Source organism: Nocardia sp. NPDC051756 (assembly GCF_040681495.1).
Lineage (GTDB): Bacteria > Actinomycetota > Actinomycetes > Mycobacteriales > Mycobacteriaceae > Nocardia.
This window is the reverse complement of the sequence record NZ_JBFAYV010000003.1, coordinates 384,585-403,078: the sequence shown is the minus strand read 5'-3', so window position 1 is coordinate 403,078 and position 18,494 is coordinate 384,585. Positions and strand designations below refer to the sequence as shown.

At 67.9% G+C, this 18,494-nt stretch carries 22 protein-coding genes; 14 read left to right on the top strand and 8 right to left on the bottom strand.

From position 1 onward, the window contains the following. Window positions 1-46 precede the first annotated feature (46 nt). The gene (locus AB0M22_RS13530) at window positions 47-1,033 is read right to left on the bottom strand and encodes an o-succinylbenzoate synthase (protein ID WP_364725107.1); all 987 of its coding nucleotides are present in this window, start codon (window positions 1,031-1,033) and stop codon (window positions 47-49) included. Between the two features lie 140 nt (window positions 1,034-1,173). Between AB0M22_RS13530 and AB0M22_RS13525 the strand changes: the two genes are divergently transcribed. Together AB0M22_RS13525 and AB0M22_RS13520 are read left to right on the top strand one after the other, a co-directional pair. Further along, the gene (locus tag AB0M22_RS13525; RefSeq protein WP_364725104.1) at window positions 1,174-1,680 is read left to right on the top strand and encodes a hypothetical protein; all 507 of its coding nucleotides are present in this window, start codon (window positions 1,174-1,176) and stop codon (window positions 1,678-1,680) included. A gap of 100 nt (window positions 1,681-1,780) precedes the next feature. Beyond that, a complete protein-coding gene (locus AB0M22_RS13520; protein WP_364725101.1) occupies window positions 1,781-2,119 on the top strand; it encodes a hypothetical protein in 339 nt (112 codons plus the stop codon). A gap of 39 nt (window positions 2,120-2,158) precedes the next feature. On the opposite strand, the gene AB0M22_RS13515 is transcribed toward AB0M22_RS13520, so the two are convergent. After that, complete coding sequence (locus AB0M22_RS13515; protein ID WP_364725099.1) at window positions 2,159-3,328, bottom strand: thiolase family protein; 1,170 nt, start codon at window positions 3,326-3,328, stop codon at window positions 2,159-2,161. A gap of 111 nt (window positions 3,329-3,439) precedes the next feature. Between AB0M22_RS13515 and AB0M22_RS13510 the strand changes: the two genes are divergently transcribed. From AB0M22_RS13510 to AB0M22_RS13500, 3 genes are all read left to right on the top strand, one after another. Further along, window positions 3,440-3,955: a helix-turn-helix domain-containing protein gene (locus AB0M22_RS13510; protein WP_364725096.1), complete on the top strand. Its 516-nt coding sequence runs from the start codon at window positions 3,440-3,442 to the stop codon at window positions 3,953-3,955. A gap of 248 nt (window positions 3,956-4,203) precedes the next feature. Then, window positions 4,204-4,548, top strand: a complete 345-nt coding sequence (locus AB0M22_RS13505; protein WP_364725093.1) for a hypothetical protein — start codon at window positions 4,204-4,206, stop codon at window positions 4,546-4,548. Between the two features lie 18 nt (window positions 4,549-4,566). Beyond that, window positions 4,567-4,932, top strand: coding sequence for a hypothetical protein (locus tag AB0M22_RS13500; protein WP_364725091.1), 366 nt, complete (start codon window positions 4,567-4,569; stop codon window positions 4,930-4,932). Between the two features lie 22 nt (window positions 4,933-4,954). Here AB0M22_RS13500 and AB0M22_RS13495 read toward each other — a convergent pair whose 3' ends face one another. Then, window positions 4,955-5,320: a helix-turn-helix domain-containing protein gene (locus AB0M22_RS13495; RefSeq protein WP_364725088.1), complete on the bottom strand. Its 366-nt coding sequence runs from the start codon at window positions 5,318-5,320 to the stop codon at window positions 4,955-4,957. A gap of 117 nt (window positions 5,321-5,437) precedes the next feature. On the opposite strand from AB0M22_RS13495, the gene AB0M22_RS13490 reads away from it, so the two are divergent. Continuing rightward, window positions 5,438-6,040: a hypothetical protein gene (locus AB0M22_RS13490; RefSeq protein ID WP_364725085.1), complete on the top strand. Its 603-nt coding sequence runs from the start codon at window positions 5,438-5,440 to the stop codon at window positions 6,038-6,040. Between the two features lie 95 nt (window positions 6,041-6,135). Then, complete coding sequence (locus AB0M22_RS13485; protein WP_364725082.1) at window positions 6,136-6,432, top strand: hypothetical protein; 297 nt, start codon at window positions 6,136-6,138, stop codon at window positions 6,430-6,432. 69 nt (window positions 6,433-6,501) lie between these two features. Here the strand turns inward: AB0M22_RS13485 and ugpC are convergent, their stop codons facing one another. Further along, window positions 6,502-7,575 carry a sn-glycerol-3-phosphate ABC transporter ATP-binding protein UgpC gene (gene ugpC, locus AB0M22_RS13480; RefSeq protein WP_364725079.1) on the bottom strand — a complete coding sequence of 358 codons (1,074 nt, stop codon included), beginning with the start codon at window positions 7,573-7,575 and terminating at the stop codon, window positions 6,502-6,504. 212 nt (window positions 7,576-7,787) lie between these two features. Between ugpC and AB0M22_RS13475 the strand changes: the two genes are divergently transcribed. The 7 genes from AB0M22_RS13475 (at window position 7,788) to AB0M22_RS13445 (ending at window position 13,351) form a co-directional block, all read left to right on the top strand. Beyond that, window positions 7,788-8,582, top strand: coding sequence for an LLM class F420-dependent oxidoreductase (locus tag AB0M22_RS13475; RefSeq protein ID WP_364725076.1), 795 nt, complete (start codon window positions 7,788-7,790; stop codon window positions 8,580-8,582). Window positions 8,583-8,764: 182 nt separating this feature from the next. Beyond that, window positions 8,765-10,561, top strand: coding sequence for an ABC transporter substrate-binding protein/permease (locus AB0M22_RS13470; RefSeq protein ID WP_364725073.1), 1,797 nt, complete (start codon window positions 8,765-8,767; stop codon window positions 10,559-10,561). After that, entirely contained in the window at window positions 10,562-11,287 is a 726-nt protein-coding gene (locus AB0M22_RS13465; protein WP_364725070.1) for an amino acid ABC transporter ATP-binding protein, read from the top strand. Between the two features lie 90 nt (window positions 11,288-11,377). After that, on the top strand, window positions 11,378-11,674 hold the full coding sequence (locus AB0M22_RS13460; RefSeq protein ID WP_364725067.1) for a hypothetical protein: 297 nt from the start codon (window positions 11,378-11,380) through the stop codon (window positions 11,672-11,674). 29 nt (window positions 11,675-11,703) lie between these two features. Beyond that, window positions 11,704-12,543, top strand: coding sequence for an alpha/beta hydrolase (locus tag AB0M22_RS13455; RefSeq protein WP_364725064.1), 840 nt, complete (start codon window positions 11,704-11,706; stop codon window positions 12,541-12,543). 75 nt (window positions 12,544-12,618) lie between these two features. Then, the gene (locus AB0M22_RS13450; protein WP_364725061.1) at window positions 12,619-13,023 is read left to right on the top strand and encodes a nitroreductase family deazaflavin-dependent oxidoreductase; all 405 of its coding nucleotides are present in this window, start codon (window positions 12,619-12,621) and stop codon (window positions 13,021-13,023) included. A 40-nt stretch (window positions 13,024-13,063) separates the two neighbouring features. Then, window positions 13,064-13,351 carry a type II toxin-antitoxin system Phd/YefM family antitoxin gene (locus AB0M22_RS13445; RefSeq protein WP_150400283.1) on the top strand — a complete coding sequence of 96 codons (288 nt, stop codon included), beginning with the start codon at window positions 13,064-13,066 and terminating at the stop codon, window positions 13,349-13,351. A gap of 1 nt (window position 13,352) precedes the next feature. Here the strand turns inward: AB0M22_RS13445 and AB0M22_RS13440 are convergent, their stop codons facing one another. From AB0M22_RS13440 to AB0M22_RS13425, 4 genes are read right to left on the bottom strand one after another with little or no spacing between them, the layout of a single operon-like run. Then, window positions 13,353-14,615, bottom strand: a complete 1,263-nt coding sequence (locus tag AB0M22_RS13440) for a CHAT domain-containing protein (protein WP_364725057.1) — start codon at window positions 14,613-14,615, stop codon at window positions 13,353-13,355. Next, window positions 14,612-16,120, bottom strand: coding sequence for a tetratricopeptide repeat protein (locus AB0M22_RS13435; RefSeq protein WP_364725054.1), 1,509 nt, complete (start codon window positions 16,118-16,120; stop codon window positions 14,612-14,614). The genes AB0M22_RS13440 and AB0M22_RS13435 overlap by 4 nt, the downstream gene beginning before the upstream one ends. Window position 16,121: 1 nt before the next feature. After that, on the bottom strand, window positions 16,122-17,135 hold the full coding sequence (locus tag AB0M22_RS13430; protein WP_364725051.1) for a hypothetical protein: 1,014 nt from the start codon (window positions 17,133-17,135) through the stop codon (window positions 16,122-16,124). Next, window positions 17,135-18,484 carry a hypothetical protein gene (locus AB0M22_RS13425; protein ID WP_364726904.1) on the bottom strand — a complete coding sequence of 450 codons (1,350 nt, stop codon included), beginning with the start codon at window positions 18,482-18,484 and terminating at the stop codon, window positions 17,135-17,137. Before AB0M22_RS13425 ends, AB0M22_RS13430 begins: the two co-directional genes overlap by 1 nt. Window positions 18,485-18,494 lie beyond the last annotated feature (10 nt).

Genomic DNA, 18,494 nt, shown 5'->3' with positions numbered 1-18,494 from the left:
GAGCTGTAGTGGCTATTTCGGCGTGATGGGGACGGAAAATGTCCGCTCAGACCAGCTTCTGCGGCGACTCGATCAGTTGCAAGACGCGCGCCAGCCGATCTTCCCACCACGCGGTCCGATCGGGATCCCGCTGCCGGTACTGCTCGGCGAGGGCCGGATCGGGTGCGGGTGGAGTCCTGGGGACTGGCAGATATCCGTCGACCGGACGCAGGGAATCGATCACCACATCACCGGTGAGCAGCGACAATGTGCCCAGCCCGCAAGCGAAGTCGAGTTCGGGAAGCGCACCGGCGAGCGCGAGTTGCGCGGCCAGGCCGACGCTGGTTTCCAGGGCTGAGGACACCACGCAGGGGAGACCGGCGGCCTCGGCCACCTGCAATGCGCGGCGAACTCCGCCCAGCGGAGTGCATTTCAGCACCGCGATATCGGCGGCCCCCGCGACCGCGACCCGCATCGGATCCTCGGCCCGCCGGATGGATTCGTCGGCGGCGATGCGCACGTCCACGCGCCGGCGAACCGCGGCCAGCTCCTCGATCGTCCGGCAAGGCTGCTCGACATACTCCAAACCGCCTGCCGCCTTATCGATTCGGCTGATGTGCGCGACCGCGGTCTCCACATCCCAGACCGCGTTGGCGTCCACCCGGACGGCCCCACTCGGTCCGAGCGCGTCCCGCACCGCCTCCACCCTGGCGAGATCCTCCGCCAGCGAATCGGGATGATCGGCGATCTTCACCTTGGCGGTCCCGCATCCCGACCCCGCGACGATCGCGTGCGCCCGCTCCGGATCGACCGCGGGCACCGTGCAGTTGATCGGAATCCGCTCCCGCACCGGCTCCGGCCAGCCCACCGTCACCTGCTCCAGCGCGGTGGCCAGCCACCCGGCCGCCTCCCGGTCGTCGTACTCGGTGAACGGACAGAAGTCCCCCCACCCCAGCGGACCCCGGATCAGCATCCCCTCGCGCACGGTGATGCCACGGAATCGGGTGCGCATCGGGATCGCGTAGACGATGCTCTCAACAACGTGATCGGTCATCGCCGCCAGCTTAACCGGCGCTACCTGGTTCGGATCGGTTCACTTGACCAGGGGTTTGCGCCACTGTCCGGGAATTCTCCCCATCCGGTCTGAGTAGTTTTGCGGACCCGCGGCCATGGATCGACGGCGAAGCTGAGTGCATGACCTACCCGACAGCGCAGCACCAATGGTCGCAGCAGTCGCAATGGTGGGAGCAGTCCCCGCCGCAGCAGCCGCCCTCGCCGCAGCCGCAGCAACCGCACGCGCAACAACCGGAGTGGCCGCAGCCCCCTTCGCCGCAGTCCCAGCCGCCGGTGCGGCGGCACCCGCAGCAGCCGCCGCAGCGGACCTGGGACCTGGTCCTCACCATCGTGCTGTACTCCGGCGCGGCGGTGCTCGGCATGCTCGCCGCCTACGCCACCGTCTTCTTCGCCTTCGCCGCCGACGCGTGCGGCACGAACAACTGCAACGACAGCTACCTCGGCGCCGCCTTCATCGTGTCCTGGGGCGGCACCGCAATCGCCCTGGTCGGCTCGCTGATAATGATCATCGTGGCCGGCCTGAAGCGCTGGTACATGTGGTACTGGCCGGTCCTGGCCGCACTTCTCATCGTCGGCTCGTTCGCCGGCGGCGTCGCCCTCGCCTCCCAGGTCTACGCGACCCCATGAGCCCGCTTCGAATCGTGCCGCTGCGCAGGGAATCGTCAATGAACTCGCGGCAGTGCGCGCGTCGGGGTGCGAAGCGTTTCCGGGCGGGTAATCCTGGGGTATGGCGTGGGAGCAAGCGGAGCGGGTTCCGAACCTCGTTCGCGCGGTGATCGGTTCGCTGATCACGGTCGGGTTCGCCTGGTTCATCGCGTCTTTCGTGCCGTTGTACGAGGTGGTCGCGGACGATGACGCGGATGGTGGAGCGTGGCGCTATCTGTCGGTGGCGCAGGTGGTCGGCTGGGGCGGGATTGCGGGGTCGGTGATCTGGGCGGTCACGGTGATGGTGCGCAAGGCGCGGGCGCGCAGGCCGATCGCCTGGACGCCGCTGATCGCGGTGCCGTTGATCATCGAATCGTGGGTTGCGGGATTCCTGGTCGCGCTGGTGCTCGCCGCGATCTGACGCGGTACCCACCGGGGATGGGCACCGCGTCGGCGCGGATCAGAGGCGTTCGAGGATCATCGCGTTCGACAAACCGCCTGCCTCACACATGGTTTGCAGTCCGTAGCGGGCGCCGCGGTCCTGCATCGCGTGCACCAGCGTGGTGGCCAGGCGGGAGCCGGAGGCGCCGAGCGGGTGACCGATGGCGATCGCGCCGCCGTTGACGTTCACCTTGCCGAGATCGGCGCCGGTCTCCTGTGCCCAGGCGAGCACGACCGGCGAGAACGCCTCGTTCACCTCGAACAGATCGATGTCGGAAATCTGGAGTCCCGCGCGCTGCAACACCTTTCGGGTCGCCGGGATCACGGCGGTGAGCATCAGCAGCGGGTCGTCGCCGACCACGGCGAAGCTGTGCAGTCGAGCCAGCGGCTTCAGCCCGAGTTCCTTCGCCCGCTCGCCGGTCATGATCAACACCGCGGCGCTGCCGTCGCTGACCTGGCTCGCGCTGGCCGCGGTGATCTCCCAGCCGATCTGCGGGAAGCGAGCGGCCATCGCCTCGTCGTAGTAGGCGGGGCGCAGCTTGGCCAGGGTGTCGAGGGTGCTGCCGACGCGGATGCCCTCGTCGGTGCTCAGCCCGTTGATCGGCGCGAGTTCGCCGGCGAACAGGCCGTTTTTCGTTGCCAGCGCGGCCTTTTCGTGGCTGCCGAGCGCGAACTCGTCGAGTTGGGTACGGGTCAGTCCCCACTTGGCGGCGATCAGTTCGGCGCTGATCCCTTGCGGCACCAGGCCTTCCGGGTAACGCGCGGCGAAACCGACGCCGGAGACATCCGCGGAGCCGATCAGGTTGGCGCCCATGGGGATCCGCCCCATCGATTCGACACCGGCGGCCACGACGATGTCGTAGGCCCCGGAGATCACGCCCTGGGCGGCGAAGTGGATGGCCTGCTGGCTGCTGCCGCACTGCCGGTCCACCGTGGTCGCGGGGACGGATTCGGGATATCCGGCGGCCAGTGCCGCCCGCCGGGTCATGTTCGCGCCCTGCTCGCCGACCTGGGTGACGATGCCACCGATCACGTCGTCGATCAGCACCGGATCGATGCCGCTGCGGGTCACCACTTCGCGCAGGCTGTGCGCGAGCAGGTCCACCGCGTTCACGTCGTGCAGCGCGCCGTTCGGCTTGCCCTTGCCGATCGGGGTGCGGACCGCTTCGACAATTACCGCGTCTCTCATCGTGCTTCCTCTCGGACCGAGAACCGGGCGGCCTTGCCTGGCTCTATCAACACATAGTCAGGTTACACCTGGCAATAGTCGAGGCAAGTCAGCAAGGCTATGATGTCGGTCATGGCAGCAGTGATGGAAGGACCGTTGGCCGATCTGAGCTCGTGGCAGCCCACGGATTGCTCGATCGCCAAGGCGATCGAACTCGTCGGCACCCGCTCGGCCGTGCTCATCCTGCGCGAGGCCTACTACGGCACCACCCGCTTCGACGGCTTCGCCCAGCGCGTCGGCATCACCGACGCCGCGGCCGCCACCCAGCTCCGCAAACTCACCGAAGCCGGCCTGCTCACCAAGCAGCCCTACCAGGAGCAGGGCAAACGCACCCGCAACGAATACATCCTCACCCCCATGGGCCGCGACCTACTCCCCGTAGTCCTGGCCCTCATGCAATGGGGCGACACCTACCTCCAACCCGGCCCACCCCCACTCCTCCTGCGAGACCATGCCACCGGCTCCCCCGTCCGAGTCCAAGTCCGCAGCGACGCCGGCCACGAAATCCCCCTCGAACAACTAGCCATCCGCGTCAACGACGCCTACCTCGCCACCCGCCGCACCCGTGCGCACAGCACTGAACGCTGACCCTGATCGGAGTGCCACGGGCGCATGGCGGCATCTGTGATCTAGATCGCGTCGAGAGTCCACCGTTCGATGGAACCGTTTCGGCTGCCGCGCCGTCCAACACTATTGACGGACAACAACTTCGGACCATCTCTCGCGAGAGTGAGCGAGTTCGAATGCCGTCGGGACATGAGGAAGCCTGTCTCCGGCAAGGGTAAAGCCTTGATGGAGGACGAAATAGGGGGATGCTGATGAGGAATACGCGACGCGTGTCGATGATTGCCGGCTTGCTTGCTGCGCCGATGATTGTGGGTATCGCAGGTGGGTCGGTGGCAGCTGCCGCACCGGGTCATTCGGTGCAGGCGGGGGACGCTACGTTGAGTCGACTTGTGCTGGTGGGGGTTTCGCCGCTACAGGAGGCTCCGAAGAAGATCACGGTGACCCGACAGTGCGACAAGGTCAAGAATGGGACACCTGCCAATGGACACTCGGAAGAGAAGATTCGGGCGTCGGGCTCGGCTTACAACAAGAAGGACGCAGAGAAGGCGGCCGACCAGGAAGTCGATCGAATCATGCCGGACGGTTACCACAAGCGGCACTGCCGCACCCTGTAGCGAGAGGATGTTACGAGCATGAGTAGCCATCTGGTTTTTCAGCTGTACTGCACGCCTGTGGAGGCGGACGCCGTCCGCTCTGCGTTGGTGAGTGAGGTTGCGACGTTCGCGGAGTTCGGCGATGCGCGGATCGAGTTCGCGCAGGAGGCCGAGGCCGACTATGAGATGCACCTGAGTTGGGCTGCGCAGCATCCGGGGGAGGATCCTGCGGATCGGGGGTACTTCCTGTTGCAGGTGCAATCTGCGACCGATATTCCGGAATCGGTGCTGCGGGAGGTGGAGTCGGCTCTTTGGGAGTGGATTGATTCGACCTACCACGGCGATTCGGATGAGGTCGTCGAGGTGCATGTGGCCAGTCATGCTGGAACGAAGTTCGTCGACTGACCCAGGCGCTGCGCCGACGTGCTCAGGCTTCGGGCAGGGGCTCGTCCTCTTCGGGGAACCATCGGTTGGCCCAGCGGCTGAGGGCGGCGACTGCTTCCTGTAGGTCGCGGCCCATGTCGGTGAGCTGGTATTCGACGCAGACGGGGGTCTCGTCGTAGACGGTGCGGGAGATGATGCCCGCGGATTCGAGTTCGCGGAGGCGGGTCGAGAGCATGCTGTCGGTGAGGTCGGGGATGGCTCGTCGGATTTGGACGAAATGTTTTGCGCCGAGAAGTAATTCGCGCAGGATGACGCCGTTCCAGCGTTTGCCGATCAGCTCTACGCCGCGGTGGTAGCTCGTGCAGAAACCTGGTCGCAGGTCGGGGTGTGCCACCGCTGCTTCATCCATTTTTCGACGGTAACACGGATCAGGTATTGACTCGAGAGTTGGTAGTCACTATAAATTTCATAGTGGCTCCTCGGGTCGGGATTGATCGGAGCCGGTGCGACAGAGTTGGAGATGGACATGGATACCGTCGACCACAAGAAGATCTTCCGTGCGGCGTGGGAGGACCCGGCGAACACGACCTACGAGCTGCCGCCGCTCGATGTCAATCAGGTGCTCGCCGATCGGTACGAGCTGGCGAGGCCGCTGGTATTCAGCCGAACCATGCTGTGGGACATGGAGACTCGGAAGGCCCGCCGCCCCGACATCTACATCCCGTACGTCGTCACGGGCGGCGCGGAATCCTGGGGCGAGGGGGATGTTTTCGTGCGGAAATCCAGGCAGCGCCTGTGGCTGCGTCCGGAAACGGACGGCCTGGTCCTCGAGCAGACCCATCTCGATCAGGCGAACCAGGTGGTCACGTTCATCGGTGCCGCCGAATTGCCCGGTTCCGATAGTGAAATCTTGTACGCGGGAACGGAACAGCCGATTTTCCACGTCGAACACGGAGCCGCGGGCACCGAGGAACGACCGCTGAACACCTGGCGGATCGTGCACCTGACCGAAACCCCCGACCCGCGGTTCGCGGAGGTCTTCGACCGGATCGCGGCAAACCCGCATCTCCCGGCCTTCTTGGAGATCTACATCCGCGACGTGCTCGGCATCGAACTCACCCGCCGCTGACCGCGGCCGGATCACCACCGATGTCACAGGTGCGAGGGCTGCCTCGTCTTCTCTGTGACGGCGGATTACCGCAGCGCAGAAGTTGGGAGCGGAAAGTGTTGGTTACCAAGGAAATTGCGGTTGTCGAGGCGGCAGCCGCGCATGGTCCGTCGGCGGATCGCGTCGAGGGGACGACGGGCAACGCGCACCCGGCGAAATGGAAGTTCTGGCTGCTGACCTTGGCCGGTCTCTACCCGATGCTGACCGTCCTGGTGACGGTGACGGCTCCGCTGCTGGAGCCGCTTCCGACACCGTTGCGATTGGCGTGCATTGTGCCGGTGGCGGTGGCCGCAATGGTGTGGGGAATCATGCCGTTGCTGACTCGGTGCTTCGCCGGGTGGCTGGCGCGCTGATCAAGGCGCGGGTCCCGAGACACGAACGAGCCCGGTCCGCGGGGACCGGGCTCGTGGTGACTGAATGAATCAGTGCAGGCGACGCCCATCCTTGGCGGAGAAGAAGTAGGTGTGCTGCGGATCGGTGGACAGGCTGACCCGGGTGCCCTTGGCGGGCGGGTTGCGCCAATCCGCGCGGGCGACGATTGTTTGGCCCTCGGAGGTGGTGCGACCGTAGATGTAGGCGTCGGAGCCGAGCTCCTCGACCACATCGACCTCCATCTCGATGCCCGCGCCGGTGCCGCTGCCGAGCTCGAAGTGCTCGGGGCGGATGCCGACCGACACCGAACCCTCGGCCGAGTCGATGACCGAGCGCGGCAGCGGCAGCACGTGCCCGCCGAGCGAGACCGAACCGTCGGCCACCGGCAGGGTGAACAGGTTCATCGCGGGCGAGCCCATGAAGCCGGCCACGAACACGTTGACCGGGTCCTGGTACAGGTCGCGCGGCGTCGCACACTGTTGCAGCAGACCGTCTTTGAGCACCGCGACCCGATCGCCCATGGTCATCGCCTCGACCTGGTCGTGGGTGACGTACACGGTGGTGGTGCCGAGCCTGCGCTGCAACTGCGCGATCTGGGTGCGGGTCTGCACGCGCAGTTTGGCGTCCAGGTTGGACAGCGGCTCGTCCATGAGGAACACCTGCGGCTGGCGCACGATCGCCCGGCCCATCGCGACGCGCTGACGCTGACCGCCGGACAGCGCCTTCGGCTTGCGATCCAGGTACGGCTCCAGGTCCAGCAGCTTGGCCGCCTCCAGCACCCGCTTCTGCGTCTCGGACTTGGCCACCTTGGCCAGTTTCAGCGCGAAGCCCATGTTCTCGGCGACGGTCATGTGCGGGTAGAGCGCGTAGTTCTGGAACACCATCGCGATGTCGCGTTCCTTGGGCTCGGCGTGCGTCACATCGTTCGAGCCGATCAGGATGCGCCCGTCGCTGACGTCCTCCAGGCCAGCCAGCATGCGCAGCGAGGTCGATTTACCGCAGCCCGAGGGGCCGACGAGAACGAGGAATTCGCCGTCTTCGATCTCCAGATTCAACTGGTCGACAGCAGGTTTGGTGGATCCAGGGTAGAGCCGGGTAGCGCGGTCGAAGGTCACCGTGGCCATGACAAAATCACATCCCATCACCGGCAGGAACGTGCCGGACGATCCGAGTAAGGGTTGACCGGCGACATTACTATGTCTGCTCGATTCGCGCTCGAAATGCTCGAGTTCGCGCGCGAAGCCGTTCGGTGGACCGGTGCCGATTCGCCGGGCCGGACCTCGCCCACGCCGGTAGCCTCGATCGGGGGACCAATCCGGACGACGAGGAGCATTCGATGACCCGATCGGTTCGTATCGGAGTTCAGATCCAGCCGCAGCACGCCCCGAACTACGGGCTCATCCGGGACGCCGTCCTGCGGGCCGAGGACGCGGGTGTCGACGTCGTCTTCAACTGGGACCACTTCTACCCGCTCACCGGCGACCCCGACGGCGCCCACTTCGAATGCTGGACCATGCTCGGCGCGTTCGCCGAACAGACCGAGCGGGTGCAGATCGGCGCGCTGGTCACCGGCGGCGGCTACCGCAACCCGGATCTGCTCGCCGACATGGCGCGCACTGTGGACCACATCAGCGACGGCCGGCTCATCCTCGGCCTCGGCGCGGGCTGGTTCGAGAAGGATTACGACGAGTACGGCTACGAGTTCGGCACGGCCGGCTCCCGGCTCGCCCTGTTGAAGGACAACCTGGCCCGGCTCAGCGCCCGCCTGAAGCAGCTGAACCCGCAGCCGACCCGGGAGATCCCGATCCTGATCGGCGGCGGCGGCGAGAAGAAGACGCTGCGCCTGGTCGCCGAGTACGCCGACCTGTGGCACACCTTCGCCGACCTGGACGCGCTCGCGCACAAGAACAAGGTGCTCGCCGAGCACTGCGCCGCCGTCGGCAGCGACCAGTCGCGGATCGAACGTTCGGTGCACTGGCCCGGCCTCGACCAGGCCCCGACCTTCGTCGAGGCCGGCGTCTCGCTGTTCACCATCGGCGTCAGCGGTCCCGACTACGACCTCAGCGAGGTCGAGCGGGCCATCCGCTGGCGCGACGAGGTGAACCCGGAGCCGGTCAGCGGGCTCGCCTGAACCACGGCTCGCCGGTCCGGCCCCGGATTGCGGTGCCGGTCGCCGCGGCGCGGGTCGAATTCGGATCACACTGATCCGAACTCTGTCGGTCCTGGTCCGCATCGGCACGGGCCAGGTGACGGCGCACACGCGGGCGGGGTAGCTGCGGGTTAACACTTGCGGCGCGGCTAGGGTTCTTCATCATGGCTGGTCTGCCCGCTGTGCGGTCTCGTGCGTTGATCGCCGTGATATTGCTTGCTGTCGGTCTCGCGGCCACGGCGTGTGGTTCCGGCTCCGATGAAGCGTCCTCGGAACGCAACCTGTGTTCCCCGCCGGGGGTGAGCGCGGCCTCGGCCGCGCCGACGAACCTGGCGTCCGCGCAGTCCGCGGGGACGGACAAGTACACGACGGCGAGCACCGCGCCGGTGTCCTCGATCGACACCTCGAAGCTCGGGCTGATCACGCCGGGCAAGCTCAGCGTCGGCACCCTGTCGGACGCGCCGCCGAGCATCTGCGTGAACGGCGCGGGCAGCTTCACCGGCTTCGACAACGAGCTGCTGACGGCCATCGCCGCCAAACTCGGTCTGCAGGTGGAGTTCTCGGGCACCGAGTTCGCCGGCCTGCTCGCCCAGGTCGCGGGCAACCGCTTCGACGTCGGCTCGTCCAGCATCACCACCACCGACGCGCGCAGGCAGCTGGTCGGCTTCACCAACGGCTACGACTTCGGCTACTTCTCCCTCGTCGCGCCGAATTCCGGTGGCATCAAGGGCTTTTCCGATCTGAACCGGGGCACCCGGATCGCCGTCGTGCAGGGCACGGTGCAGGACGAGTACGTGGTCAACACGCTGCACCTGGATCCGGTGAAGTTCCCCGACTACAACACCGCCTACGCCAACCTCAAGTCCGGCCAGGTCGACGCCTGGGTCGCCCCGTCGGCGCAGGCCGAGGGCGCGATCAAGCCGGGCGACGGAACCGCGGTGGTGCAGAACACCTTCAGCCTGGACAACTTCGTCGGCTGGGCGGTCTCGAAGAACAACCAGCCGCTCACCGATGCGCTCAACAGCGGCCTGGACGCGGTCATCGCGGACGGCACCTACGCCAAGCTCTACAGCGACTGGGTGCCCCGGCAGTTGCCGCCGGGCTGGAAGCCGGGCTCCAAGGCGGCGCCGCTGCCCGAGCTGCCGGACTTCGCCGCCCTTGCCGCGGAACGTAAACCGGCCGACGCCACGGTGGTCGCGCCGAAATCCACGCTGCAACAGCTGAAGGACACGTTCTTCGACTGGTCGTTGTACCGCAAGGCCTTTCCCGACCTGTTCAAGACCGGCCTGCCGAATACCCTGATCCTGGCGGTGGTTTCGGGCGTCCTCGGCACCGTCCTCGGCATGCTGCTCGCGGTGGCAGGCATCGCCAGGACCCGCTGGCTGCGCTGGCCCGCCCGGGTCTACACCGACATCTTCCGTGGCCTGCCCGCCGTGGTGATCATCCTGCTGATCGGTCTCGGCATCGGCCCGGTGGTCCGCAACGTGACCGGCAGCAATCCGTACTGGCTCGGCGCGGTAGCGCTGGCATTGCTGGCCTCGGCCTACATCGGCGAGATCTTCCGTTCCGGCATCCAGTCCGTGGAAGCCGGGCAGCTGGAGGCGGCCCGCGCCATCGGCTTCGGCTACCGGCAGGCAATGACGCTGGTGGTGATCCCGCAGGGCGTCCGGCGGGTGCTGCCCGCGCTGATGAACCAGTTCATCGCGCTGATCAAGGACTCGTCGCTGATCTACTTCCTCGGCCTGCTGGCCACCCAGCGCGAGCTGTTCGCGGTCGGCCGCGACCTGAACGCGCAGACCGGCAACCTCTCCCCGCTGGTGGCGGCCGGCCTGGTCTACCTGCTGTTGACCATCCCGCTCACCCACCTGGTGAACTACATCGACCGACGCATGCGCACCGGACGGCCGGACCGCCCGATCGACCCGGTCGAGGCCGCCACGATCACGGAAGGGCGCGGATAGATGAGTGCCTCCCTCACCGGTACCGGACTGCATTTGACGCTCGGGCACAACCACGTGCTGCGCGGCATCGACATCCACGTCGACGCGGGCAAGACCACCACGGTGATCGGCCCGTCCGGCTCGGGCAAGTCGACGCTGCTGCGCGTGCTGAACCGGCTGCACGAGCCGGACCAGGGCGATGTGCTGCTGGACGGCAAATCGGTGCTCACCGAGGACCCGGACAAGCTGCGCCAGCGCATCGGCATGGTGTTCCAGCACTTCAACCTGTTCCCGCACAAGACGGTCGCGGACAACGTCTCGCTCGGCCCGCGCAAGCTGCGCGGACTGTCCAAGGACGAAGCCCGCGCCGTCGCGGCGGAGCAACTGGAGATCGTCGGGCTGTCCGACAAGCTCGACTCCCGCCCAGCCAACCTGTCCGGCGGCCAGCAGCAGCGGGTCGCGATCGCCCGCGCCCTGGCGATGAAGCCGGAGGTCATGTTCTTCGACGAGGCCACCTCGGCGCTGGACCCGGAGCTGGTCAAGGGCGTGCTCGCGCTGATGGCCGACCTCGCCTCCGGCGGCATGTCGATGATCGTGGTGACCCACGAGATGGGCTTCGCCCGCACGGTCTCCGACAGCGTGGTCTTCATGGACGAGGGCCAAGTCGTGGAGACCGGCACGCCGGACGCGTTGTTCGACAACGCCGAGACGCCGCGCCTGCAACGCTTCCTTTCCCAGGTGCTCTAGCGCACCCCTGGTTAACTGCACGGATGCGCATCTGCTAATGTGTCTGCGCTCACATATCCATCTGTCCACGCTTGGAAAGAGGGAGATCTGATGACAACGGCACATATGCAGCACACCGAGCACGACCACGCGCACGGCCCGGGTTGCGGGCACGCGGTGATCGAGCACGGCGATCACGTCGACTACGCACACGACGGCCACCTGCACCGCGAGCACGACGGCCACTACGACGAGTGCGAGCCGACCGGCCACGCCGAGCACACCGACCACGCGCACGAGCACGGCGAAGGCTGCGGCCACGACACCGTCCAGCACGGCGATCACGTCGACTATGTGCACGACGGCCACCGCCACGCCGCCCACGACGGGCACTACGACGAGCACTGAGGTCGGTGTGAGGTTCTAGAGTCGACCCCGTGATCGAGGCCATCGAGATTCCTACCGCTGCCGGTACGTTCGACGCGCTGTCCAGCGGGGACGCCGGGGGACGGGAAGTCATGCTGCTGCACGGCTTTCCGGAGGCGGCCATCGAGTGGGAGTTCCAGCTGCACGCGCTCGGTGGCGGTGGGTGCCATGTCGTAGCGCCTGATCAGCGGGGTTACTCGCCCGGTGTGCGACCGGAGCAGGTCGCCGACTATCGGCTCGCCGACCTGGTCGGCGATGTCGCCGCGCTGGCCGACGAATTGGGTTGGCAGCGCTTCGATCTGGTCGGACACGACTGGGGTGCTTATGTCGGGTGGGCGGCAGCGGCGGAGATGCCCGAACGGATCCGCAGTTTGACCGCGGTGTCGCTGCCGCATCCCGCCGCATTCCTGCGGGCGATGACCGAGGACGAGGATCAGGCCCAACGGTCGCAATACTTTTCGCTGCTGCGCAAGCCGCGGGTGGCGGAGCGCGCGCTGCTCATGGACAACGGCGCCGGGCTGCGGAAGATCTTCGAATGGAAGATTCCGGAGGAGCGCATCGACGACTACGTGCACCGGCTTTCCCAGCCGGCGGCGCTGACCGCGGCGCTGAACTGGTACCGGGCGATGCACCTGTCCGGGCCGACCGGCCCGGTGACGGTGCCGACGCTGTACGTATGGAGCACCGAGGACAGCACCGTCGGCTCCACCGCGGCGCTGGCCACCGCGAAGCACGTGACCGGACCCTATCGATTCGAAATGCTCGAGGAAGTGTCGCATTGGATCCCCGAGCAGGCGCCCGAGGAATTGACCCGGCTGATCATGCAGCACCTGCTCGCGCACCGCACATAACGTCGCCGTTCCCGTGACACAGCGCCCGCCGGGGTGAATTGTGGACAGCAGGGTCTAGGCACCGGAGGCGAGTTCATGGACGTCAAAGAAATCAACCGCAAAACCATCGACCAATTCCGCGCGGGTGGCGAGATCGAGGGCATGCACCGGGAGAAGCTGCTGCTGCTCACCACCACCGGCCGCAATAGCGGCAAACCCCATACGACGCCGATGATGTTCCACCTCGACGGCGACCGTCTGCTGGTCATCGCGTCAAACATCGGCGCACCCACGCATCCGGACTGGTATCAGAACCTGGTCCGCAACCCCGCAGTCATCGTCGAGGTCGGCGACGAGACCTTCGACGCCGTCGCCACCCCGATCGCGGGCGCCGAACGCGACCACATGTGGACCATGTTGAAGCTGGCGTATCCGTTTTTCGCCGACCACGAAACCAAAACCGACCGCACAATTCCGGTCGTCTCGCTAACAAGAAGGTGACGGGCCGATCCAAATAGGCATACGGCTCCGAATGCGGAGCATGCCCAACACGAACACGCGCAATCTGCACGAGCTGTCCGCGGACATCACCGCCGTCGTCCGCGATGTCATAGCGACCGGTGAAGACGCCGTCATCACCGACGACGGCACCGAGGTGGCGGTCATCATGTCGATGGCCGACTACGACCGCCTGCACCTGTACGCCGAACTGGCCGACGCCGCCCGCCCCGGCTACGCGGGCGCGACCGAGTTCCGCGCCATGTCCATCTCGGAGATGCTCGACGTCCTCGGCGTGCATCCGACGGTGGACCGCGGGCTGCGCGGCTGACTCAGGTGCGCACGGTGGCGAACGCCGACCACAGCAGCGGCGAATGCTCGATGGTGCGTTCGGTGCGCCAGGCGTGCAGTCGCGCGCGCTGCCATTCGGCGAGCGCCGCGACCGGGTCCGGTTGCTCGTGTGCCGCGTCGATCGCGCAGATGGCCTGCTGTAGCGGGTGCGCCGCGTCCGGCGCGCCCGCGATGCGGTGGAAGGCGAGGTCGGTGGGCAGTGGCCAGCGGCTGGCGGTCACCAGCTCGGCGCCGCCGTTGATCATCGCCGCGGTCAGTCCGAGCGCCTCGGTGAAGCGCATGTCGCCGCCGCTCTCGCAGGCGATCAGGGCGACGCGGCTGGGGATGGGCCAAAGGTCCTGGCCGTCAGCGGGTTCCGGGGCCAGGGTGTGGGTGCCGAGCAGGAAGTCCTTGGCGGACAACGGGCGATGGGTGCGGTGCGGGACGGCGAAACCGAGCGCGTCCGCGGTGCAGGCGAGGTGGAGTTCGGCGGCCTCGCTCTGGCCGGATTCGGGCGGTGCGGCGGTCACGTGGCCGACGTAGATCAGGCGGCTCGCGCCGTCGCGCAAGGCCTTGCTCAACCAGGTGCGGTCGATATCGGTCCGGCGGAAGGCCTCCGTCGGGTCGACTACCGCGGGGAGTAGACGGTCCTGCGCCGCGTAGTCGGCGATCCGTTGGGTGAGTGGGGCATCCGCGGGCATGCGGCCGAGCACCGAGCCGAGGATCGAGTCGGCGCGGAAGCCGGGGATGCGCGGATCCAGCACGGCGACAACGGGTCCGCCGTGCGACGCGGTCCAGGTGCGGGCGACGCGGCCTGGCGCGTGCACGATGCTGGCCGGTGCCAGCAGGCTGACGTCGGCGATGTCGATCAGCCGGACTTCCGGTCCGGGGGCGAGGATCTCCCACGGGACCCGGGCGACTCGCGGCGACGGCTGTAGCCGGATGTGCGGTCGGATGCCGCGTTGAGACAGCTCATAGAGCTGCACGGCCAGAGCTTGCGGCAGCAGCGCGCGGGAAAGCGCCTGGGCGACAAGGTACTCGGCATGGAGGTCGGCGAAAGCCCCGGTGGTCATGGCACGTTCGAGACCACCCGGCTCGGCGGGATGCGGCAGGGCGTCCGACAGTCGCTGCACCGCCTCCAGCACCGGTTCACCCGGCAGCATGGCGGCACCGCGCGGCGCGGTGTCGCCGACCCAGCGCCAGGACATGTACACATCGCCCGCATCCGCCATGCGCACCAGGACGGTCGGTTGTTCTTGCGTCATACCGTCAGCACCCGGTCGTCTCGGATCACCCGGCCGTAGCGTTGCTCGGCGGCGGCGATGTAGGGAGCCAAGGCGATTCGGCCTTCAGCGGCCAGTTCCAGGCGGGGCGGCGGCGAGACCGGCAGTCCCGCGCCGGCGGCGACCTCGGCGAGCGCCGCGCCGAGCTGGAGCGCGGCGGCGCCCGGGTGCTCGGCGAGATCGGCTGGGGGATCGAGGAGTTCGAGGGGTAACCGGACGGCACGGCCGTCGTCGGATCGGTCGATATTCAAGGTGGTTCCCGCGCACTGTGTTTCGATCAGGTCGGCGAGCAGCAGCCCGTCCCCGGCCAGGTAGGCGAAGCGGAAGGCCAATCGCATGGCGGGGTCTGCGATCTGGCGGTTCCATTGATCGCGCTGGTTGCCGTTGGGCAGGGTGTAGCGCACGGCGTCGATGGCGAGCGCGGCCGGCACGGCGATGCCGACCGCCTGGGCGAGCAGCTCGGGGGAGTCGTCGACGGCGCCTTCGAGCAGCGACGCGTGCCAGTAGTCGAGCTGGGCACAGTGCAGGCCGAGGCCACGCTCGGCGTACGCGCCGAACGCCTCGGCGAGCAACGCCTCGCACTCCTCGAACCGGCCGCTCTTGAACGCCACGGTGGACAGGCGCATGCGCAGGTCGGCGGCGTCGAGCACCGCGCCGGATTCGACGAAGTAGGCCAGGCTGCGGCCGTAGAGCTCCTGCGCCTGCGCGAGATCGTCGCGGCCCTCGGCGAGGAAAGCCATGGTCTTGAGCCCGATTCCGGCGCGATAGCCGAGCCCGGCCTGCTCGAAGTACTGCTGGCTGGCGTGCAGCGGCGCTTCCGCCTCGTCGAAACGGTCGGTGCGGACCAGCATGGTGGCGAGGTTCTGCTGGGTCTCGGCGACGGCGTTGCGGTCGCCCGCCGACTCGAACGCGGCCATCGCCTGCCGGGCGAAGTCGACGGCGAGGTCGCGGCGTCCGGTCTCGAAATAGGTTGCGGCCAGGTTCATCAGCGGATGGCCGGCCAGTTGCGGTGCGAAACACCAAGCCGCGTCGAGGGATTCGGTGGCGAGCTCGGCGGCGTACGCCCAGTTCTGCCGGTGCAGGGCGACGGCGGTCAAGGACAGCAGGCAGGCCACCCGGAGTACGCCCTGGTCGGTGGCGTCGGTGAGTAACTCCCGCGCCTGCTCCAATGCGGCTTGGGCTTCGTCCAGTTCGCCGAGATGCTGTAAGGCTTGGGACATGTTGACCAGCGCGTTCGGCCGCAGCTTCGGCGCATCCTCGGGCATGGCGGCCAGCGCTTCGCGGTACAGGCTCAGCGATCTGGCGTGATCGCCGAGTTCATCCGCCATGCTCGCCGCGTTGACGATGGCGCCGATGCGGACGTCGCCGGTGGTGGTGCGGGCGGCGTCCTCGAAGATGCGCAGCGCGCCGGCGGTATCGCCGCGGGTGTACGCGTCGGCCCCCGCGGCGAGGCGGGCGCGGCCTTCATCAGGTGTTTCGTCGGTCATGTCAGAAATCCGAATCCGAAGCGGCGGCGGCGATTTCGGTGAGCAGGGGTGCGTCGTCGGTAGGGTCGGCGGCCTGGCGCAGGCGGGCGACGGCCAGGTCGCGAAGCTGTTGTCGAACTACCGGGTCGCTGCGCTCGGCGTCACCGACACCGGGCACGTAAACCTCAACGGACACAGTGGATTCCGCGCCGTCCGGCGCTGCCACCTCGGCGGTCCACACGTCACCGTCCAGCGCCAGTGTCGCCTTGGCGGAGCCCGCGGCCGTATGCACCAGTACCTGTGGATGCAGATGAGACGGCACGCTGCGCTGCGGCATGGCGACCACCCGCACCACGACCGTCGTAATTCCCGCCCGGCGCACCACTTCCCAGGAGACCGAGCGCTCCGATGCGTCGAGCAGTCCGGGCGGGCAGCGCCGCCAATCCCAGCCACCGGTGCCCCTGGCCAGCACCAGCGCACCCTGCGGCCCGGACGCCCCGGAGCCGGCCGCGAGCGCGTAATCCTCCGCACGGCCACGACCGTCCGGCAGGCCGACGGTGTACGGCGCGGCCACATCGAGGGCCTCGTCCGCGCCGTCGACGATCATCTCGCAGGCCTCGGCCAGCGTGGCGATCTCATCCAATAGCAGCCGATCATCCAGCGGCGCAATGTCATCGATGGTCGACGCGGGCCACCACCGCGCCGCCCAGTGCGCGTAAGCGAGCCGCCACGCGCTGGCCACCAGCTCCGGCAACCCGGGCGCGGCGACCAGCTCGCCGGTTTCACCGCCGTCGAGCGCCAGCGCGAGTTCCTCGCCGTAGACCGCCCACAGCCACTCCTGCGCGAGCTGCACGTTGTCGATCACCGCGGCCGGAATCGACTGTTCGTCCAGCAGGCTCCAGGTCAGATGCCCGCCCGCCGCCTCGAGCACCAGCACATCGATCGCCGCCGTGCCGTCGAGAACGGTCGGCGCGCCGTCGGGCGCGACGATCCACAGCCCGTCGGCCGCCCGCCGAATCCGCACCGTCCCGCTCATCAGCTCGCCCTCGATTCCGTCGAATCCGATTCGGCCGCACTCGCACTCAGCGCCTGTTTGACCCGCGTCCGGTGATCGAGGATGACCGAGCGCGCCACACCGTCGAGCAGATCCCACAGTTCGTCCGGGTCGTCCACCGCGAACTCCCGGACATCGCGCCCGTGCAGCCGGACCCACAGTCGTCGCAGGTACGGCCGCCACGGTGTGCACAACTCGGCGGCGATCGCGGCCAGCGGCCCGGCCGGCGGCGACTCGGGGTCAGCGTGCACCGCCAGCCGCCGGGCTTGCAGCACGTAGGCCTCACGCTGCCAGCGGCCGTTGATGACTCGGTGCGCGGTGGTCGCCGGTGTACCCGGTAAAACTGCCACACCGAGGTCCGAATGGGGTCGGCGAACCGCCGCGCCGATCGGTGAAAGTCCGTGCGCGAGCGCGACGCCCGCCGTCGCCGCCAACCGGAGCGTCTCGTCCAAAAGCGCCCACGGCGAACAACTCCGGGCGATCTCGGTGGCCACCAGTTCCGGAATCGGCGGCAGCTCAGCGCGTTCGCTGGAGGCTTGGAGTGCCGTGAACACCCGCTCGTACACGGTCCGATCGAACGGCAGTCCCAGCGTGGATTTCGAGGCCGACGCCCCGACCGCGGGCGGTTGCGGCACCGGATGCGTCGTGAGGCCCAGTTCGGCTGCGGAATAACCGGTTTCGGCCCGCCACAGTCGAATGCCCGCGTGCGTCCCCGCATGCGCGCCGATCAGCTGGTCCCACACCTCCTGGCCATTGTCCCGGCCCTGCGCCAATCGTGCCGCGGCACAATCGTCGAGCAGTTCGGCGAACGCACCGGTGTGATCACCGCCCACCGGCCCGGTCAGCGGCCGCCGCCGCCAGGCGACCTCGACCAGCGCGGCCAGCTCCGGAGTCCGTTCGGCGACATACTCTTTCAGCGCCTGCGTGGTGCGTCCCGCCGCGTACTCGTGCACGTCGCGCAGCGTCGCCTCCGCTACGGCTCGGTCCCGCGGCGGATCCGGCATCCCTGCCGTGGTCGCGAGCTCGAAGCAACGCTGGAAGTACAGGTCCTGCGGATGCCCCTCGGTGATCCGCAACGCCCGTCGCACCTGCTTGAGCACGGTGAACCAGGCCGCCGTCGCGCGCAGCACGTCCGCGGCGGCATGCACCCGCGCGGCCAGCAGCACCGCGCCGTCGGCGGTCACGATCGGCCCCGCGCACGCCGGGTGCTGGACCGGACGGATCACCAGCGGATCGAGGATCAGCTTCACCGTGCGGCGCAACGGCCCGCCGTGCGGACCGCTGAGCGGTTCCACGCCGTCGAGCTTGCGCCACACCTCGTCGAGCACCATGGCGCGCGGT

Coding starts and splice junctions, on each gene's coding strand:
- AB0M22_RS13530 (WP_364725107.1), bottom strand. CDS start 1,033: ATGACCGATCACGTTGTTGAGAGCATCGTCTACGCGATCCCGATGCGC.
- AB0M22_RS13525 (WP_364725104.1), top strand. CDS start 1,174: ATGACCTACCCGACAGCGCAGCACCAATGGTCGCAGCAGTCGCAATGG.
- AB0M22_RS13520 (WP_364725101.1), top strand. CDS start 1,781: ATGGCGTGGGAGCAAGCGGAGCGGGTTCCGAACCTCGTTCGCGCGGTG.
- AB0M22_RS13515 (WP_364725099.1), bottom strand. CDS start 3,328: ATGAGAGACGCGGTAATTGTCGAAGCGGTCCGCACCCCGATCGGCAAG.
- AB0M22_RS13510 (WP_364725096.1), top strand. CDS start 3,440: ATGGCAGCAGTGATGGAAGGACCGTTGGCCGATCTGAGCTCGTGGCAG.
- AB0M22_RS13500 (WP_364725091.1), top strand. CDS start 4,567: ATGAGTAGCCATCTGGTTTTTCAGCTGTACTGCACGCCTGTGGAGGCG.
- AB0M22_RS13495 (WP_364725088.1), bottom strand. CDS start 5,320: ATGGATGAAGCAGCGGTGGCACACCCCGACCTGCGACCAGGTTTCTGC.
- AB0M22_RS13490 (WP_364725085.1), top strand. CDS start 5,438: ATGGATACCGTCGACCACAAGAAGATCTTCCGTGCGGCGTGGGAGGAC.
- ugpC (WP_364725079.1), bottom strand. CDS start 7,575: ATGGCCACGGTGACCTTCGACCGCGCTACCCGGCTCTACCCTGGATCC.
- AB0M22_RS13475 (WP_364725076.1), top strand. CDS start 7,788: ATGACCCGATCGGTTCGTATCGGAGTTCAGATCCAGCCGCAGCACGCC.
- AB0M22_RS13470 (WP_364725073.1), top strand. CDS start 8,765: ATGGCTGGTCTGCCCGCTGTGCGGTCTCGTGCGTTGATCGCCGTGATA.
- AB0M22_RS13465 (WP_364725070.1), top strand. CDS start 10,562: ATGAGTGCCTCCCTCACCGGTACCGGACTGCATTTGACGCTCGGGCAC.
- AB0M22_RS13460 (WP_364725067.1), top strand. CDS start 11,378: ATGACAACGGCACATATGCAGCACACCGAGCACGACCACGCGCACGGC.
- AB0M22_RS13450 (WP_364725061.1), top strand. CDS start 12,619: ATGGACGTCAAAGAAATCAACCGCAAAACCATCGACCAATTCCGCGCG.
- AB0M22_RS13445 (WP_150400283.1), top strand. CDS start 13,064: ATGCCCAACACGAACACGCGCAATCTGCACGAGCTGTCCGCGGACATC.
- AB0M22_RS13440 (WP_364725057.1), bottom strand. CDS start 14,615: ATGACGCAAGAACAACCGACCGTCCTGGTGCGCATGGCGGATGCGGGC.
- AB0M22_RS13435 (WP_364725054.1), bottom strand. CDS start 16,120: ATGACCGACGAAACACCTGATGAAGGCCGCGCCCGCCTCGCCGCGGGG.
- AB0M22_RS13430 (WP_364725051.1), bottom strand. CDS start 17,135: ATGAGCGGGACGGTGCGGATTCGGCGGGCGGCCGACGGGCTGTGGATC.
- AB0M22_RS13425 (WP_364726904.1), bottom strand. CDS start 18,484: ATGGTGCTCGACGAGGTGTGGCGCAAGCTCGACGGCGTGGAACCGCTC.